The sequence below is a fragment of the Propioniciclava sinopodophylli genome (assembly GCF_004324755.1).
Classification (GTDB): Bacteria; Actinomycetota; Actinomycetes; order Propionibacteriales; family Propionibacteriaceae; genus Propioniciclava; species Propioniciclava sinopodophylli.
The window spans coordinates 317,595-331,936 of record NZ_SDMQ01000001.1 but is presented as its reverse complement, the minus strand read 5'-3'; the positions used below and the strand labels follow the sequence as shown (position 1 = coordinate 331,936).

At 72.5% G+C, this 14,342-nt stretch carries 16 protein-coding genes; 11 read left to right on the top strand and 5 right to left on the bottom strand.

Translation table 11 applies throughout. From position 1 onward, the window contains the following. The first annotated feature begins 123 nt into the window (after positions 1–123). The 3 genes from ET989_RS14755 (at position 124) to ET989_RS01610 (ending at position 2,167) form a co-directional block, all read left to right on the top strand. Positions 124–405: a cell division protein SepF gene (locus ET989_RS14755; protein ID WP_165489977.1), complete on the top strand. Its 282-nt coding sequence runs from the start codon at positions 124–126 to the stop codon at positions 403–405. A gap of 115 nt (positions 406–520) precedes the next feature. After that, positions 521–1,504 (top strand): transglycosylase family protein, encoded by a 984-nt coding sequence (locus ET989_RS15750; protein WP_206662170.1) that lies wholly within the window; start codon positions 521–523, stop codon positions 1,502–1,504. 111 nt (positions 1,505–1,615) lie between these two features. Then, positions 1,616–2,167: a DUF4870 domain-containing protein gene (locus ET989_RS01610; RefSeq protein WP_206662169.1), complete on the top strand. Its 552-nt coding sequence runs from the start codon at positions 1,616–1,618 to the stop codon at positions 2,165–2,167. A gap of 32 nt (positions 2,168–2,199) precedes the next feature. On the opposite strand, the gene ET989_RS01605 is transcribed toward ET989_RS01610, so the two are convergent. Further along, a complete protein-coding gene (locus ET989_RS01605; RefSeq protein ID WP_131166796.1) occupies positions 2,200–3,117 on the bottom strand; it encodes a DNA-3-methyladenine glycosylase family protein in 918 nt (305 codons plus the stop codon). A 16-nt stretch (positions 3,118–3,133) separates the two neighbouring features. Then, a complete protein-coding gene (locus ET989_RS15205) occupies positions 3,134–4,990 on the bottom strand; it encodes a patatin-like phospholipase domain-containing protein (protein ID WP_131166795.1) in 1,857 nt (618 codons plus the stop codon). 96 nt (positions 4,991–5,086) lie between these two features. On the opposite strand from ET989_RS15205, the gene ET989_RS01595 reads away from it, so the two are divergent. From ET989_RS01595 to ET989_RS01565, 8 genes are all read left to right on the top strand, one after another. Further along, the gene (locus ET989_RS01595) at positions 5,087–6,580 is read left to right on the top strand and encodes a glycosyltransferase (RefSeq protein ID WP_131166794.1); all 1,494 of its coding nucleotides are present in this window, start codon (positions 5,087–5,089) and stop codon (positions 6,578–6,580) included. Positions 6,581–6,590: 10 nt separating this feature from the next. Further along, a complete protein-coding gene (locus ET989_RS01590; protein ID WP_131166793.1) occupies positions 6,591–7,433 on the top strand; it encodes a DUF1206 domain-containing protein in 843 nt (280 codons plus the stop codon). 51 nt (positions 7,434–7,484) lie between these two features. Continuing rightward, positions 7,485–7,634 (top strand): hypothetical protein, encoded by a 150-nt coding sequence (locus ET989_RS14745; protein ID WP_165489976.1) that lies wholly within the window; start codon positions 7,485–7,487, stop codon positions 7,632–7,634. A gap of 666 nt (positions 7,635–8,300) precedes the next feature. Continuing rightward, positions 8,301–9,002 carry a hypothetical protein gene (locus tag ET989_RS01585; RefSeq protein WP_131166792.1) on the top strand — a complete coding sequence of 234 codons (702 nt, stop codon included), beginning with the start codon at positions 8,301–8,303 and terminating at the stop codon, positions 9,000–9,002. Beyond that, the gene (locus ET989_RS01580) at positions 8,999–9,517 is read left to right on the top strand and encodes a phage holin family protein (protein ID WP_131166791.1); all 519 of its coding nucleotides are present in this window, start codon (positions 8,999–9,001) and stop codon (positions 9,515–9,517) included. Before ET989_RS01585 ends, ET989_RS01580 begins: the two co-directional genes overlap by 4 nt. Then, entirely contained in the window at positions 9,517–10,140 is a 624-nt protein-coding gene (locus tag ET989_RS01575) for a DUF3618 domain-containing protein (protein ID WP_131166790.1), read from the top strand. Before ET989_RS01580 ends, ET989_RS01575 begins: the two co-directional genes overlap by 1 nt. Positions 10,141–10,282: 142 nt before the next feature. After that, a complete protein-coding gene (locus ET989_RS01570; protein ID WP_241656162.1) occupies positions 10,283–10,873 on the top strand; it encodes a PTS mannitol transporter subunit IIA in 591 nt (196 codons plus the stop codon). Between the two features lie 5 nt (positions 10,874–10,878). Beyond that, on the top strand, positions 10,879–11,925 hold the full coding sequence (locus ET989_RS01565; protein ID WP_131166789.1) for a zinc-dependent dehydrogenase: 1,047 nt from the start codon (positions 10,879–10,881) through the stop codon (positions 11,923–11,925). A gap of 186 nt (positions 11,926–12,111) precedes the next feature. Here the strand turns inward: ET989_RS01565 and ET989_RS01560 are convergent, their stop codons facing one another. The 3 genes from ET989_RS01560 to ET989_RS01550 are packed head-to-tail and all read right to left on the bottom strand — an operon-like array spanning position 12,112 to position 14,313. Beyond that, on the bottom strand, positions 12,112–12,780 hold the full coding sequence (locus tag ET989_RS01560) for a response regulator (protein WP_131166788.1): 669 nt from the start codon (positions 12,778–12,780) through the stop codon (positions 12,112–12,114). Continuing rightward, a complete protein-coding gene (locus ET989_RS01555; protein ID WP_131166787.1) occupies positions 12,777–13,970 on the bottom strand; it encodes a sensor histidine kinase in 1,194 nt (397 codons plus the stop codon). The genes ET989_RS01560 and ET989_RS01555 overlap by 4 nt, the downstream gene beginning before the upstream one ends. Before the next feature lie 4 nt (positions 13,971–13,974). After that, the gene (locus ET989_RS01550) at positions 13,975–14,313 is read right to left on the bottom strand and encodes a hypothetical protein (RefSeq protein ID WP_131166786.1); all 339 of its coding nucleotides are present in this window, start codon (positions 14,311–14,313) and stop codon (positions 13,975–13,977) included. Positions 14,314–14,342 lie beyond the last annotated feature (29 nt).

The window sequence follows — 14,342 nt, the reverse complement described above, 5'->3', positions numbered from 1 at the left end:
GTCACGGGGTTCCGCGGCGTTGGCACCGAACCGTCCGGACGCAGCGGGTGTGTTAGGGAGGGTGTCGTGCCCACGGCGTCCTGCCGCAGTCTGGGAGACTGGTGCGGCCAGAAGGGAGCCCTCGTGCCACAGGCCCGCAGCATCGTCGTGTTCCATCCGACCTCCTACCGGGAGTCCCGGGTGATCGGCGAGCACCTGCGCGACGGCGACATCGTGGTGCTCGACCTCACCCGCATGGACGCCGAGGAGATGCACCGCCTGGTCGACTTCGTCTCCGGCATGGTGTTCGGCCTGCAGGGCAACATCGACAAGGTGACCGCCTACGTGCTGGTGCTCGCGCCGCCCGGCGTGACCGCCATGGACGACGCCGCGCACCTCACCGGCTCGTTCTACAACCAGAGCTGACGAGCCCCCTCGCACCTTTGACCTTTCCCTGAGGGTTTCTCGGTAATCCTTTGACGATTCCTCAGGGACGCCCGCATGCTCGATTCCGGCCCGCTCGTCGTCGGAAGGACATGTGATGCCCAGCAACCGCCTCGTGACCGGACTGGTCGCAACCGCCATGGTCTCGTGGGGCGCCCTTGTGGGCGGCAGCCTGATGATGTCCCAGGCCGGCGCGAACGAGTTCGAGGTGTGGGACCGCGTGGCCCGGTGCGAGTCCAGCGGCAACTGGTCGATCAACACCGGCAACGGCTATTACGGCGGCGTCCAGTTCTCGCTGAGCACGTGGGCCGCGTTCGGCGGCCGCGAGTACGCCTACTACCCCCACCACGCCACCAAGGCGCAGCAGATCGCGATCGCCCGCCGGACGCTGTACGTCCAGGGCCCAGGCGCGTGGCCGACCTGCTCGGTGAAGGCCGGCCTGACCAAGGAGAACGGCGGGGCCGACCGCTACGCGCAGCCCGTGAACGACGACGGCGGCGCGCAGCCCGCGCCCCCCGCCAACGACACCCTCACCGTCAACGGTGACCTCGACCGCCCGACCATCATCGCGATGCAGAAGTGGGTCGGCGCGTCCCCCGACGGCATCTGGGGCCCGGCCACCACGCGCGCCCTGCAGGCCAAGGTCGGGGCGTCCGTCACCGGAATCCGCGACCGGCAGACCACCGTCCGCGTCCAGACCGTGGTGGGCGCCAGCCCGGACGGCGTCTGGGGCCCCGCCACGACACGTGCGCTCCAGTCGTTCCTGTTGAAGGGAGCACCCAGCACGCCTGCGCCCGCACCGTCACCGGTGCCCGCCCCCGGCGGCGACCTGGCTGTCAACGGCACTTTGGACCGCCCGACGATCACCGCCATGCAGCGGTGGGTCGGCACCAACGCCGACGGCGTCTGGGGCCCGGCGACCACCCGTGCGCTTCAGGCCAAGGTCGGTGTTGCGGTGGACGGCGTCCGCGGGCCGCAGACCACGCGCGGCGTCCAGCGGGTCGTCGGCGCGACGGCCGACGGCGTCTGGGGCCCGGCGACCACGCGGGCCCTCCAGCGGCACCTCAACTCCCTGGGCTGACCCGCTCGACCTCCGTTCTCCACCCCGGGTCGGCCGGGTGTTCCCCGAACGCCCCCTGACCACCCCCTTGAGAGGCTTAAAACGCACCGGGATCGGGTGGATCATGGAGTCATGACTGATCCGCAGGCCCAGAACTCCTCGCCGAACCCCCAGGGCGGAAAGCCCTGGGCCAACCCGATGGACGCGCCGCCGCCGTTCCCCCAGACCGGCCAGCCCTACTCGTCGGGCTCGTCCTACCAGGACGCCTACAACTCGAACCCCTACGCCGGGCAGCCGCTCAGCCGCAACCACTCCGGCGGCCACCGCGCCAGCGGTGACGAGCGACTGTGGGCGATGATCGCCCACCTGTCCGCGCCGATCGCCACGATCGTGTCGGCCGGCTGGCTCAACATCGTCGGCCCCCTCGTGGTCTACCTCGTGAGGAAGGACAGCTCGCCCTTCGTGCGCAACGCCTCGGCCGGCGCGTTCAACTTCGTGCTGACCACCTGGCTGATGAGCATCATCGGCTGGCTGCTGACGTTCACCGTCATCGGTGCCGTCATCGGCATCCCGCTCATCATCGCCGGCGCGCTCGGCTCGATCGTGCTCGGCATCGTCGGAGCCATCAAGACGTGGAACGGCGAGTCCTACACCTACCCCTGGCAGCTGAAGGTGCTCAGCTGACCTGACACACCCCGCAAAGACGGCCCGCGGGCTCACCTCGGAAGGTGGGCCCGCGGTGCCATGCGTGGGCCGTGTTGCGGGTGCCGGACGCCGGCCAGTTCCAGCAGGCGCTGCACCCGGTAGCGGTGCCCCGCGTACGGCTCGAGCAACTCCGCGACCGCGTCGTCGTCGGTCTGCTCACCGATGAGCGCCCACCCGATGCTGCGCGCCACGTGGTAGTCGCCGAAGCTCACGGCGTCGGCGTCCCCGTGGGCGCGCTGGCGCACCTCGGCCGACGTCCACACCCCGATACCGGGCACCGAACGCAGGCGGGCATCGGCGTCCGGCCGCGCAATGGTGCGCTCGAGGCCGGACGCCACCCGCGCGGCCCGCAGCAGTGTCGCCGAGCGGGCGTGGTCGACCGGCAGGCGCAGCCACTCCCAGGACGGGATCGCGCGGAGCTGCTCCGGGGTGGGGGTCAGGCGCAGCCCGAGGTCTGCGGCCGGGCCGGGCGCGGGCGTCCCGAAGCGGCGCGCGAGGCGGCGCTGGGCGCCGAACGCCTCCTGGCCGGTCACCTTCTGCTCGATGATCGCCGACGGCAGCGCCTGCCACACCACCCCGCCGCGGCCCACCCGCCAGTGCCGGTGGACGTGCCACGCCCGCGCCAGGACGGGGTGCTCAGGGCGTGGCTCGAAGCCGGTCGGGTCGTCGTCGGCGCCCAGAAGCTGGGGCAGCTGGTCCAGGGCCCAGTCGGCGCCGTCGCCCCAGGCGTCCGCCTCGACCGTGCCCGCCTGGGGGCGGGGCAGGATGCGCACAGTCGCCGGGCCGGTGGGAGTGTGCAGGGCGCGCCAGTGGCGTCCGGCCTCGTCGACGCGGTAGGTCGGGTCACCCGTGCCGCGGCGCCAAGTGGACCAGATGGACGCCACGGGGCACGGCCACGCGGGCGTCCAGGTGCGGGTGCGGTGGGTCACGGCGTGGTCAGGCCCCTCACGTCGACGGGGTGGCCCGGAACGGCCGTCGGGGCGTGGGCACCTGGCCGGTGTGGGCGGGGTAGCCGAGTTCGCGGATGCGCTCGGCCGTGGCCAGCAGGGACGCCGTCGCTGCGCGGTCGTCGACCTCGCGGCCCTCGTCAACGGGGTAGCTGGGCGGCTTCTCGCGCTCCAGCAGGTCGGCGTAGTGGCCCCAGTTCTCGCGGGCGTCGTGCAGCAGGTCGCCCAGGCCGGCGGTGGCGGTGCGGTAGCGGATCCAGCGGTGGTTGTCCCAGTCGAAGGACTCCAGCTCGGCCGCCCCGGCGTCTCCGCGGCGGGCCACCTCGGTGACGACCTCGGGCGGCATCGTGAGGTGGAGGCCGCCCGCGTCCTCGGGGATGCGCACCTCGACGACCCGGTCGCGGTTGCCCGCGGCCGGCACGGTGAGGGCGTCGCGCCAGTCGACGAGCACGCCGATGATCGCCTCGACGAATGAGCCGACGCCGGTGATGGGGCGCACCCGGCCGAGGATGCCGGAGTTGTTCCTCAGGGGTCGGAACGCCAGCTGGTCGGGGAAGTCGGGGTGCGGGGCCTCGAGTGTCACGCCGAAGGTGGGGTGGCCGGGCAGCGGGGCGTCGAAGAACTCCAGCGGGAAGTTCGACGTGAGGCCCCCGTCGGAGAACCACACCTCGCGCCAGCCCCAATGGCCCTCGGCACGGTACCGGTCGAGCACCCACATCGGCACCGCGCTGATCACGCCCGGGAACGACAGGCTCAGCCGGACGCCCACCGTCACCGGCATGTCGGAGGGGTGGGGGAGGCGGCGCAACGGCACGCCCGTGTGGTGCAGGCAGTGGTCGGGGATGAGCGTCGGCACCCCGTCGATGCGCTGGCGCTCCGGGCGCGCCGGCCTGGACGTGGCGACGAGGTGGTCGATCACGCGTGGGGGGAACCAGCCGGCCCAGCAGTCGGGGCACCAGTGGAAGACCCGCGTCGTGAACGGGAACGTGTACGGACGCCGCAGCGACAGGCAGGTGGTCATGACCTGCAGGTCGATGATCGGCTTGAACGACTCCAGCTTCGCCGGGTCGACGGCGCGCTCGCCGGTGCCGAGCCGCAGCCGGCGGTGGGCGCGGACAGCCTCGGGCCCCCAGAGGTCGCCGAACGTGAGAGGGCGGCCCGGGGGCAGGCCGGCCGTGGCATCGAGGTTGTCGGTGATCCACTCGGTCAGGGCTCCGCCGGGCTCGGTGCCGGCGTCGGGGTCGGTCAAGCCGCGGACGAGCCCGTACCCGTTGTCGACGGCGCGTTCGAAGCCCACCCTGACGAACCAGACCAGACAGAAGAGGGCCACGATGCCGAACAGCAGCACCGCAAGGAGGAGTCCGGTCAGCACCGCGACCCACGGGTCGGCCGCGCCCGTGGCCCAGGTGCACCAGGCCAGGGCGGCCCCGAACGCGAGGCAGGCGACCAGGCCGAGCCCGAGGCGTCCGGCCGAGCCGGCGACGGTGTGGCGCAGGGCCGGGAGGACCTTGCCCGCGCCCCGCTTGTCGACGAGGGCGAGGACCGCGCCGAGGTGGTGGCGGAGGTCGTTGCGGGGGGCGAACAGGGCGGGGAGGCCGTGGGCCAGGGCGTCCGGCATGAGGTGGAGCAGGTCGAAACCCGTCGGGCTGTCGGTGTCGGGCACGTGGCCACCCGCGCGGCGGTGGCGGTCGAACTCGGCGGCCGCGGTGAACGCGGCGGCGATCGCGCCCGCGGACGCGCCGCCGATGCGCACGAAGCGGTGGCGGTGGGACAGGCGCGTCACGAGGCGGGGATAGACGATGCCGCTCGTCACGCCGCCTTTCATCACGAGGTCGCAGGGGGTAGGGGTGGTCATGCGCGAAACACTACGATCTCGGGCCGACAATCCGACAGGGGCTGTCGACGCCCAACACCGGGGCTCTCGGCGGAGGGGGTGTGGTCGAATGGGGGCATGGGTGGGCGTCGGGAGTGGCAGGCGGCGCTGAAGCGCCGGGTATCCGGGATCGCGCACGGGACGGGGCGGCGTCCGGTGCTGCAGTGGGCCTACGGGGGGCTGATCGGGGCCGAGACGGCCGTGGCGTCCGCGTGGGCGCGCCGCCGGGGGCGCGGGCCGGTCGACCCGGGCAACCTCACGCTGGTCGTGAAGACGTTCGAGCGTCCGGCCGTGCTGCGCCGGATGCTCGCCAGCATCCGGAGGGTGTTCTCGGGTCCGGTGGTCGTGGCCGATGACAGCCGTGCGCCGGTGGCGCCGCACGACCCGGCGACGCGGGTCGTGGCGCTGCCGTTCGACACCGGCATCGGCGCGGGACGCAACGCCCTGCTGGCCGCCGTGGAGACCGAGTACGTGTTCATGACCGACGACGACATGGTGCTGCTGCCCGACTTCGACGTCGCCCGCGTGCTCGACTACCTCGACCGCAACCCCGAGGTCGACGTGGTCGGCGGCCGGGTCGTCCACCTGCCGCTGTGGCGCACGGCCGACTACTCCTCGGCCGCCCTCTACGCCGAGGACGGCGAGCCGCGCGTGCGCCGCGGCACGCTCATCGACGGCCTCCCCGTGGCTTACAAAGTGCCCAACTTCTACATCGCGCGCACCGCGTCCGTGCGGGCGATCGGCTACGACGACAAGCTCAAGCGTGTCGACCACAACGACTTCTTCACCTCCGCCTACGGGCGCCTCGTGTGCGTCGTCGACCCCGCGATGGTTTGCCTGCACGCGCACTCCTACTTCGACGCCCACTACCAGTCCTTCCGCATGGACACCTCGGCCGACCAGGCTTGGATCGCCCAGAAGTGGGGCGGACGCGGTGCGTCGCTCCCGGACGCGGACTCGGGCGCGTTGACGGACGCCCAGCGGCTCGCCCTCCACCACGCGGCGCTCGAGGTCGTCGCGCGCGACCTTGGCGTCACGCTGGTGCACGGCGGCGGGCCCGACAGCGACAGGGCCCGGATCAGCGTCATCGGCGGCCCGGACGCCCTCGTCGCGGTGCTGGGCACGATGGGGTGGCGCGGTGCGCGCGGCCAGTTCACGCACCCCCTGTGGGGCGAGTTGCAGCTGCTGCCCAAGGCCGCCGAGGTGGCGGACGCCGTCCCGGCGCTGTTCGCGGGCGTCGCCGGGCTGGCGCGGGACGCCGGGCGCTGGCCGTCCCCCGACGGGGCGGCCGCGGAGGCCGGGGCCGGGGCGTCCGGCCTGCGGCGCTCGCCGCGCGTGGGCTGGGTGGAGACCGAGGAGGCGATCCTCGCCGCGCCGCTGCCAGCCGGGCCGGTTCTCACGCTGACCACCCCCGGCGACGCGGTCTTCGCCGCGTTCGGCGACGAGCGGCGCACGCCCGACGCGGTGGTGGCCGAGGTGCTGGCGGTCTTCGACGACCCGCCCGCCGAGGCCGAGGAACAACTGCACGGGTTCGTCCGGCTTCTCGTGGAGCAGGGCCTGCTGGACCGCTAGCCTTCCGGGCATGGGGGATGCGGAGAGGGCGGCCCGAGCAGCCGCTGGCAAGGGGAAGGGCGCGGCGCGGAAGGTAGAGCAGTCGACGGCCTACCAGTGGCTGGTGAAGGTCGGCCTCGTCTTCTACGGCATCGTGCACCTGCTGGTGGCGACCATGGCGATCCGGCTGGCGCTGGGCATGCGGGGTGTGGGCGAGGAGGCCTCGAACACCGGGGCGCTGCGCTCGCTCGCCGAGACGCCCCTGGGAGCCGGGCTGATGTGGGTCGTGGCCGTCGGGTTCCTCGCCCTGGTCGTCTGGCAGCTGGTCACCGCCGTGATCGGTTTCCACGAGTTCGACGGGTTCAAGCGCCTCCGCAAGCGCGTGTCCGCCGCGCTGCGCGCGGTGCTGTACGGCTACCTGGGCCTGTCGGCGGCGCGGATCGCGTCCGGCCCGGACGCCGACGACGGCGGGGACGCCCAGGAGTCGCTGTCCGAGGGGTTGCTCGCGTTGCCGTTCGGACAGGTGCTGGTGGCCCTGGTCGGCCTCGCCGTGCTCGGCTACGGCATCGCCCAGATCGTGCGCGCGTTCCGTGAGTCGTTCAACGAGGATCTCGACACGACGCTCACGGGCAAGGCGCTCCGCCTCGGCCAGGCGGGGTTCATCGGCAAGGGCATCGCCATCGGCATCGTCGGCGTCCTGTTCCTGTGGGCGGCCCTCGACGCGGACGCCCAGAAGGCAGGCGGGCTCGACAAGGCGCTCCAGCACGTCCTCAATCAGCCGTTCGGCACGTGGCTGCTGGTGGCACTGGCCACCGGCATCGGCGCCTACGGCATCTACTGCTTCTTCTGGGCCAGACACGCGAAGCACGCCTGACCGGGGGCATGTCCTAGGCTCGGTGCACCTGAGGGACGCCGGGGGTGCGCTATGGAATGGCTGGTCGCGCTGGTGCTCGCCGCCGCCCTCGTCGCGGTCGGCCGGCTGGCCGTCCTGCAGCGGCGGCGGGCCACGGAGCTGGGCGTCGAGAACGCCCGCTGGCGGGCGCGGTTGGTTGCTGCCTGCCTGACCCACCCATGATGGCGAAGTGACGCTCAGCCGCCTCTCGACCCACGCGCGACCCGGCCCCCGAGCGGGGGAGGTGGTCGAGCACGAGATCGAGAGGCGGCTGAGCGTCATTTGTCGTGCGCATCAGCGACGGAGGACCCGCTGACCCAGCCAGCCGGACCACCCGCGGGTCAGGAGCGAGCCGGAGCCGGCGCGTTGTCTGGGCGTGGGCCGGCAGTGCCAAGACGCCCACCGACTGGGCGGCAGCAGCGATGGAGGCGAGGCGGTGCGGGGCCGTCGGTGAGGACCACGGCGAGCGTGGGTCGGGGCCGCTGCTCCTCGATCGCAGCCAGGGCCACGCGCAGGTCGGTGCCGCCGCCCCGTGGAGGACGGCGTTCAGGGAGGCGAGGTCGGGTCCTGTCGCGTCGTCGCCGCGGTGGGCGCGTCGCCCCCGTCCGCGGCCACCGCCGTGCCAGCCCCCCTGGGGGCCGTCGCCGCAACGCACGCCCGGACGTGTTCGGGGGAGAGTGGGGGTTGGGTCCGGGTCATCCCTCTGCCGAGGACCGAAGCCCCGGATCGCGGAGGCGTCCTCGCTGGTCAAATCGGGCCAATAGCTTGCTGACTAGCGCAGATGCTGCAATCGTGGGAGGCGCAGCCCGGCTCTCCGCCGGGATTTCGTGCCTTCGAGAGGAGACCTGAATGTCTTCGTACCCCAACGACCCCTATCGCCCGGCAGGGCAGGGGTTGACCCCCGATCCCGTCTCGACCGACCCCGCGGCGCGTGAGCGGCGGGAGGCCGTCGCATCGGTCGCCGGCCCCGCCTCCGACGTCAAGGACGCCGGCGTCGCCGCCGGTCAGGACGTCCTCGCGACCGCCAAGGCCGAAGGTGCCCAGGTCGTCGACGAGGCCAAGGTCCAGGGGCGCCGCCTGCTGGACGAGTCGGTCTCGGAGCTCCGCACCCAGGCGTCCACCGTCCAGGGCCGCCTCGCAGACGCGGTGGAGGCCCTGACCGATGAGTTGCGCGCCATGGCGTCCGCCCCCGAGGCCAACGGCACGCTCACCAACCTGGCGCACACCGGCGAGCAGTACGGCGACCGTGCGGCCGCGTGGCTGCGCGACAACGACCTCGACCAGGCGCTGGCCGGTGTCCGTCGTTACGCCGCGCGCAATCCGTGGGCGTTCCTCGCGATCGCGGGTGGCGCTGGCCTCCTGGCTGGACGCCTCGCCCGCAGCCTGCGCGACGCCGACGACCCGGCCGCCCTGCAGGGCGGCTATCGGGCCTCCGGCTCGCTCGAGTCGACGGACCGTGTGACCCCCGTCGCGCCCGTCGATCCGGTGGTGCCGGTCGAGCCGGTCGAGACCTTCGACCCGAACGCAGGCCGTCCTTGGGGGTCCGCATGACCCAGACCCCCAACGACCCCTACGGCCCGCCGCCCCTCGCCGAACCCACCGCGTCCGGGCTGGGAACGAGCGCGACCAAGGCGGAATCGCCGCCCCCTGTCGACCGCTTCGCCGAGGACCCACGCTCCCTCGGTGAGATCGCCAGCGACCTGCTCGGCAACGCCTCCACGCTGATCCGCCAGGAGGTCGCCCTCGCCAAGGCGGAGGCTGGCCAGATGGCCAGCCGCGCGGGCAAGGGTGCCGGGCTGCTCGGTGGGGCCGGCGTGGCCGGCTTCTTCGCCCTGCTGTTCGCCTCGCTCGCCGCGTGGTGGGGCATCGCCGTCCTCATCGGGGCGGCGGAGCGCCCGGCGCTCGGCTGGTCCGGGCTGATCATCGCCGTCGTCTACGGCATCGTCGCCCTCGTGCTGATGAACAGCGGCAAGGGCGAACTCAAGCGAGTCAAGGGCCTGCCCGAGACCGCCGACACCGTGAGCAAGATTCCCAACGCCGTGACCGGCAACGAGGAGAAGAACTGATGACCGTCCACAACTCGCCCGAGGAGATCCGTCGGGACATCGAGCGCACCCGCGCCGAACTCAGCGACAACGTGAACGCGCTCGGTGACGGCGCCAACCCGGCCAACGTGGCTCGCCGCCAGGTCGACAAGGTCAAGGAGGGTGCGGCCAGCCTCAAGCACCGCGTCTTCGGCGACCCGAACGACCCGTGGGACGACGGCGCCGTGGGTGATGTCCAGAACCGTGCCGCCGGCGCGGTCGAGGACGCCAAGATCGCGGTGGCGGACGCCCCCCGCCAGGTGCGCCGGCAGGCGCAGGGCAACCCGCTGGCCGCTGGCCTGATCGCCTTCGGCCTCGGCGCCCTCGTCGGTGGGCTCATCCCGTCCACGCGGGCCGAGCAGGACCTCGCCGCCACCGCCAAGGACAAGGCGGAGCCGCTGGTCGAGGAGGCCAAGGCGATGGCCCAGGAGGCCGCCGACCACCTCAAGCCGGCCGCACAGGACGCCGTCGAGGGGGTCAAGGGGGTCGCCGCGGCCGCGGGTGAGAACGTCCGCGACGATGCCAGGTCGGCCGTGGACGACGTACGCACCCAGGCCGAGGTGTCGGCGGAGCAGGCCAAGGCGGACCCCCGCAATCCGCTCTGATCCCACCCTCCCCGGAGCCCGCATTCCCGTTCGGGGTGCGGGCTCCGCTGCACCTTGGCGCGACAACCCAACACAAACCCACACAAAAAGTGGCGATGCCTCTTGACTCCGTTTTTGTATTGGCGCAGACTCGTCCCCAGTGGTGCCGTCCGCGACGATGTTCACGGTCGACAACTTCATGGGCAGCCCCGTCTACGACGACGTCGTGGAAGCGGTCAAGCTGGCCAACAGCGGGTCCGCTCCGGCAGCCGCCGCCGCACCCGCGGCGTCCGCCCCGAAGGAGCGCACTAAGAAGCTTGACCCGAACGTGCTGCCGCGCGAGGCCGTGCGCCTGGGCCTGAGCGCGTCCAACAAGGAGGAGGCCATCCGGCTGGCCGGCCAGACGCTGGTCGCCATCGGTGCGGCCGAGGAGGGTTACATCGCCGGCATGCTCGAGCGTGAGCACCAGGTGTCGACGTTCATGGGCAACGGCGTGGCGATCCCGCACGGCACCAACGAGTCGCGCGGCCACATCCGCAAGGCGGCGCTCGGATTCCTGCAATTCCCCGGCGGCGTCGACTGGAACGGCAAGACTGCGTACGTGGCGATCCCGATCGCGTCCAACTCCGACGAGCACGTGGGCATCCTGAGCGCCCTCGCCACAGTGCTCGCCGACAAGTCCAAGGCCGAGCGGCTGCGGACGACCACCAGTGTTGACGAGGTGCTGGACCTGCTGGCACCGGAAGAGGAGTGAAGTCGATGAAGGCCCTGCGTTTCCATGCGCCCGGCGATGTCCGGCTGGAGGACGTCCCCGAGCCCACCTGTGGGCCCGAGGAGGTCAAGATCAAGGTCAAGAACTGCTCGACCTGCGGCACCGACGTCAAGATCCGCAACAACGGCCACGTCAACATCACCCGCGTGACCACCATGGGCCACGAGATCGCCGGCGAGGTCGTCGAGGTCGGGGCGGACGCCCTGGGCGGCTTCGCCGTCGGCGACCGTGTCCAGGTGATCGCGGCCGTCCCGTGCGGTGACTGCCACGAGTGCAAGAAGGGTTGGATGGAGGTCTGCGCCAACCAGACCTCGGTGGGCTACCAGTACGACGGCGGCTTCGCCGAGTACATGATCGTGCCCAAGGAGGTGCTCAAGGTCGACGGGTTGAACCGCATCCCGGACGGCGTGGGGTACGACGAGGCGTCCGCCGTGGAGCCGTTCGCCTGCGCGATCAACGCCCAGGAGCAGCTCGGCATCGAGGAGGGCGACTTCGTCGTCGTCTTCGGCGCCGGGCCGATCGGGTGCATGCACATCCGCATCGCCCGGGGGGTCCACAAGGCCAGCAGGATCGTGCTCGTCGACATCAACGCCGAGCGGCTGAAGATGTCGGCGGAGGCCGTGAACCCGGACCTGACGATCGATGCGTCGTCGGTCAACGTGGTGGAGGAGGTCATGCGGCTCACCGACGGCCGTGGCGCCGACGTGATCATCACCGCGACCCCGGCCAACATCAATCAGGAGCAGGCCATCAACATGGCGGCCCGCAACGGTCGGATCTCGTTCTTCGGCGGCCTGCCGAAGACCAACCCGATGATCGAGTGCGACTCGAACCTGGTGCACTACCGGCAGTTGCACATCCACGGCGCCAACGGGTCGGCCCCGGCCCACCACAAGGCGGCCCTGGAGTACATCGCCTCCGGGGCGATCCCGGTCAAGGACCTCATCACCCGTCACGTCCCGCTGGAGAACGCCCTCGAGGCGTTCGACATCGTGGCCAGGGGCGAGGCCATCAAGGTCACCGTCGAGCCCTGACCGCCCAACCCAACGGGCGCCCCACATCACGTGGGGCGCCCGTTTTCGCCGCACCGGGCCATCCTTCCCGCACCGGGCTATCGTTCCCGCACGGGGCCATCGGCCCAACGCTGGCCGCGTGGCCCAACGCTGGCCGTGTGGCGGACGGGTGGCCGTGTGGCCCAGCGGTTGCGGTCGCGGATCTCTCTAGGCCGGCGGCCGGACGAACCCGCTGCGGTAGGCCAAGGCCACGGCGGCGGCCCGATCGCGGGACCCGGTCTTCATCAGCACCCGGGCCACGTGGGTCTTCACCGTCGCCTCGCTCAGGAACAGCCGGTCGCAGAGCTCGGCGTTCGACAAGCCCTCGGCCACCAACGTGAGCACTTCCCTTTCGCGAGGCGTCAGCACCGCGGCCACCGCCGCCCCGTCGGGCCCGGGCGGCAGCCGCAGCGCCCGGATCACCCGGCCCACCACCGCCGGGTCGAGCCACGACTCGCCCTCGGCCACCCGCCGGATCGCCGTCGCCAGCACGTCCGCCGAGGCGTGTTTCAGCAGGAACCCACTCGCCCCCGCCCGAAGCGCCGCGTAGACGTCGGCGTCCTCGTCGAAGGTGGTCAGCACCAGCACACGCGTGAGGGCGTCCGGGGTGTGTTCCTGCTCGGCGACGATGCGCCGGGTGGCCTCGGCTCCGTCCGTGCCTGGCATCCGCAGGTCCATGACGATGACGTCGGGACGCAGTCGCTCGACGGCCGCGATCGCCTCGTGCCCGTCGGACGCCTCGCCGACCACCTGAATCGCCGGGTCGACGCTCAACAACATGCGGACGCCGGCGCGCACCATGGGCTGGTCGTCTGCCAGGACGACGGTGACGGTCATCGGGTGCCTCCTGCGGGGTCGAGGGGGAGCCGGGCGCGGGTGCGGAACCCGTCGGCGGTGGGTCCGGCAGCGAGGGTGCCACCGACGGTGCTGACGCGCTCGGCCAGGCCGCTCAGCCCGTGTCCGCCGGGCAGTGCGTGCGGGCGGACGGGGCCGGTGCGGGTGCTCACCTCGATGGTCAGGGCCGGCGCCGACCACGCGACGTCGACCGCGGCGCTTCCGCCGTGCCCGGCGTGCTTCATCGCGTTCGTCAGGCACTCCTGGACGACGCGGAATGCGGTGTGCTCGACGCTGGGATCGAGCGTGCGTCGGGCTCCCGTTTCGACGAAGGTGACGCGGACGCCGGCGTCCTGGGCCAGCGCGACCAACGCGGGTACCTCGGTCCAGCGACGCAGTCCGGGATCGGCGTCGTCGCCCGGTCCCGTGATGAGTCCCAGCAGGCGGTGCAGTTCGCGCATGCCCTGGGAGGCTGCGTCCTCGATGCTGGTCAGGGCGCCGGCGAGGGGGTCGGTGGGTCGTTGCGCGGCGAGCACGGTGCGAGCGCCGGCGGCCTGCAGGGCGATGCCCGACAGGGAGTGCGCGACGGTGTCGTGCAGTTCCCGCGCGATGCGGGTCCGCTCGCGGGCGCGCGCCTGCTCCTCGGATGCCGCGAGCTCGGCTGACAGCCGGTCGACCTGATCGGCGCCCCGGCGCAGCCGCAGCGCCAGGGCGACGACCAGCGCGTAGACGACCACCCACACGCCGAAGATGAAAGCGACGGCCCCCGGGTCGCCGCCGGGGCGGCCGGTGACGAACGCGGCGGTGCTGACCGACGAGACCGTGACGGGGACGAGAGCGGCAGCAGCCGCGACGGCGGTGGCGGCGCGGCTCTGGGTACGCGCCACCCGGAACAGCCCCAGCAGCAGGCCGGCGTTGGGATCGTAGGTCGGTACGAGCAGGCACCAGCACCCCACCACCCACACCCCGAGGAAGCCGATGCGGGGGCGTTCCGGAAGGGCGGCCAAGGGGAGGAACCCGACGACCGTCACGGCCACGACCGCCTCCCACGGCAGGGTGTCACCCCAGCGGGTCAGCGGCGCGCCTCCCCACGCCGCCAGTTGCGCCGCGCAGGCGAGGGTGGCCACGACGGTGGGCGTCACCCGACGGGGCCGGCCGGTCGTCGGGGGTGTGGTCGCCGAGCCGGCAGCCACGGCGTCAGCAGTAGGGGAGCCGGGGCAGCAGGAAGCACCACAGAGGCTTGTGGGCCGGGTCCGGCCGGACGACGTCGCCCTCGTCGGCGTCCCAGAAGGGTCCCGGGTCGGGGTCCGGTACGTCCGCGCTGCCCGGGGGTAGCAGGAGCGCCGTGATCAGGGGCGGGTGCACCGAGTGCTGGACGTCGATCACGTCGAACCGGCAGCCGTCCTCGAACCGCACCGTGAGGGGCGCGGTGAGGCGCTCCGTCCCGGTGTGGATGATGGTGTCCGGCAGCTCGAGGCGTCCGGTGGCGACGACCATGTCGTCCTGCTCGATGGTGACCACGGGCCGTTGGGTCATGGCGGGTCCTCTCGTGGGGGTGGTGCAGA

Coding starts and splice junctions, on each gene's coding strand:
- ET989_RS15750 (WP_206662170.1), top strand. CDS start 521: ATGCCCAGCAACCGCCTCGTGACCGGACTGGTCGCAACCGCCATGGTC.
- ET989_RS01610 (WP_206662169.1), top strand. CDS start 1,616: ATGACTGATCCGCAGGCCCAGAACTCCTCGCCGAACCCCCAGGGCGGA.
- ET989_RS15205 (WP_131166795.1), bottom strand. CDS start 4,990: ATGACCACCCCTACCCCCTGCGACCTCGTGATGAAAGGCGGCGTGACG.
- ET989_RS01595 (WP_131166794.1), top strand. CDS start 5,087: ATGGGTGGGCGTCGGGAGTGGCAGGCGGCGCTGAAGCGCCGGGTATCC.
- ET989_RS01590 (WP_131166793.1), top strand. CDS start 6,591: ATGGGGGATGCGGAGAGGGCGGCCCGAGCAGCCGCTGGCAAGGGGAAG.
- ET989_RS14745 (WP_165489976.1), top strand. CDS start 7,485: ATGGAATGGCTGGTCGCGCTGGTGCTCGCCGCCGCCCTCGTCGCGGTC.
- ET989_RS01585 (WP_131166792.1), top strand. CDS start 8,301: ATGTCTTCGTACCCCAACGACCCCTATCGCCCGGCAGGGCAGGGGTTG.
- ET989_RS01580 (WP_131166791.1), top strand. CDS start 8,999: ATGACCCAGACCCCCAACGACCCCTACGGCCCGCCGCCCCTCGCCGAA.
- ET989_RS01575 (WP_131166790.1), top strand. CDS start 9,517: ATGACCGTCCACAACTCGCCCGAGGAGATCCGTCGGGACATCGAGCGC.
- ET989_RS01565 (WP_131166789.1), top strand. CDS start 10,879: ATGAAGGCCCTGCGTTTCCATGCGCCCGGCGATGTCCGGCTGGAGGAC.
- ET989_RS01560 (WP_131166788.1), bottom strand. CDS start 12,780: ATGACCGTCACCGTCGTCCTGGCAGACGACCAGCCCATGGTGCGCGCC.
- ET989_RS01550 (WP_131166786.1), bottom strand. CDS start 14,313: ATGACCCAACGGCCCGTGGTCACCATCGAGCAGGACGACATGGTCGTC.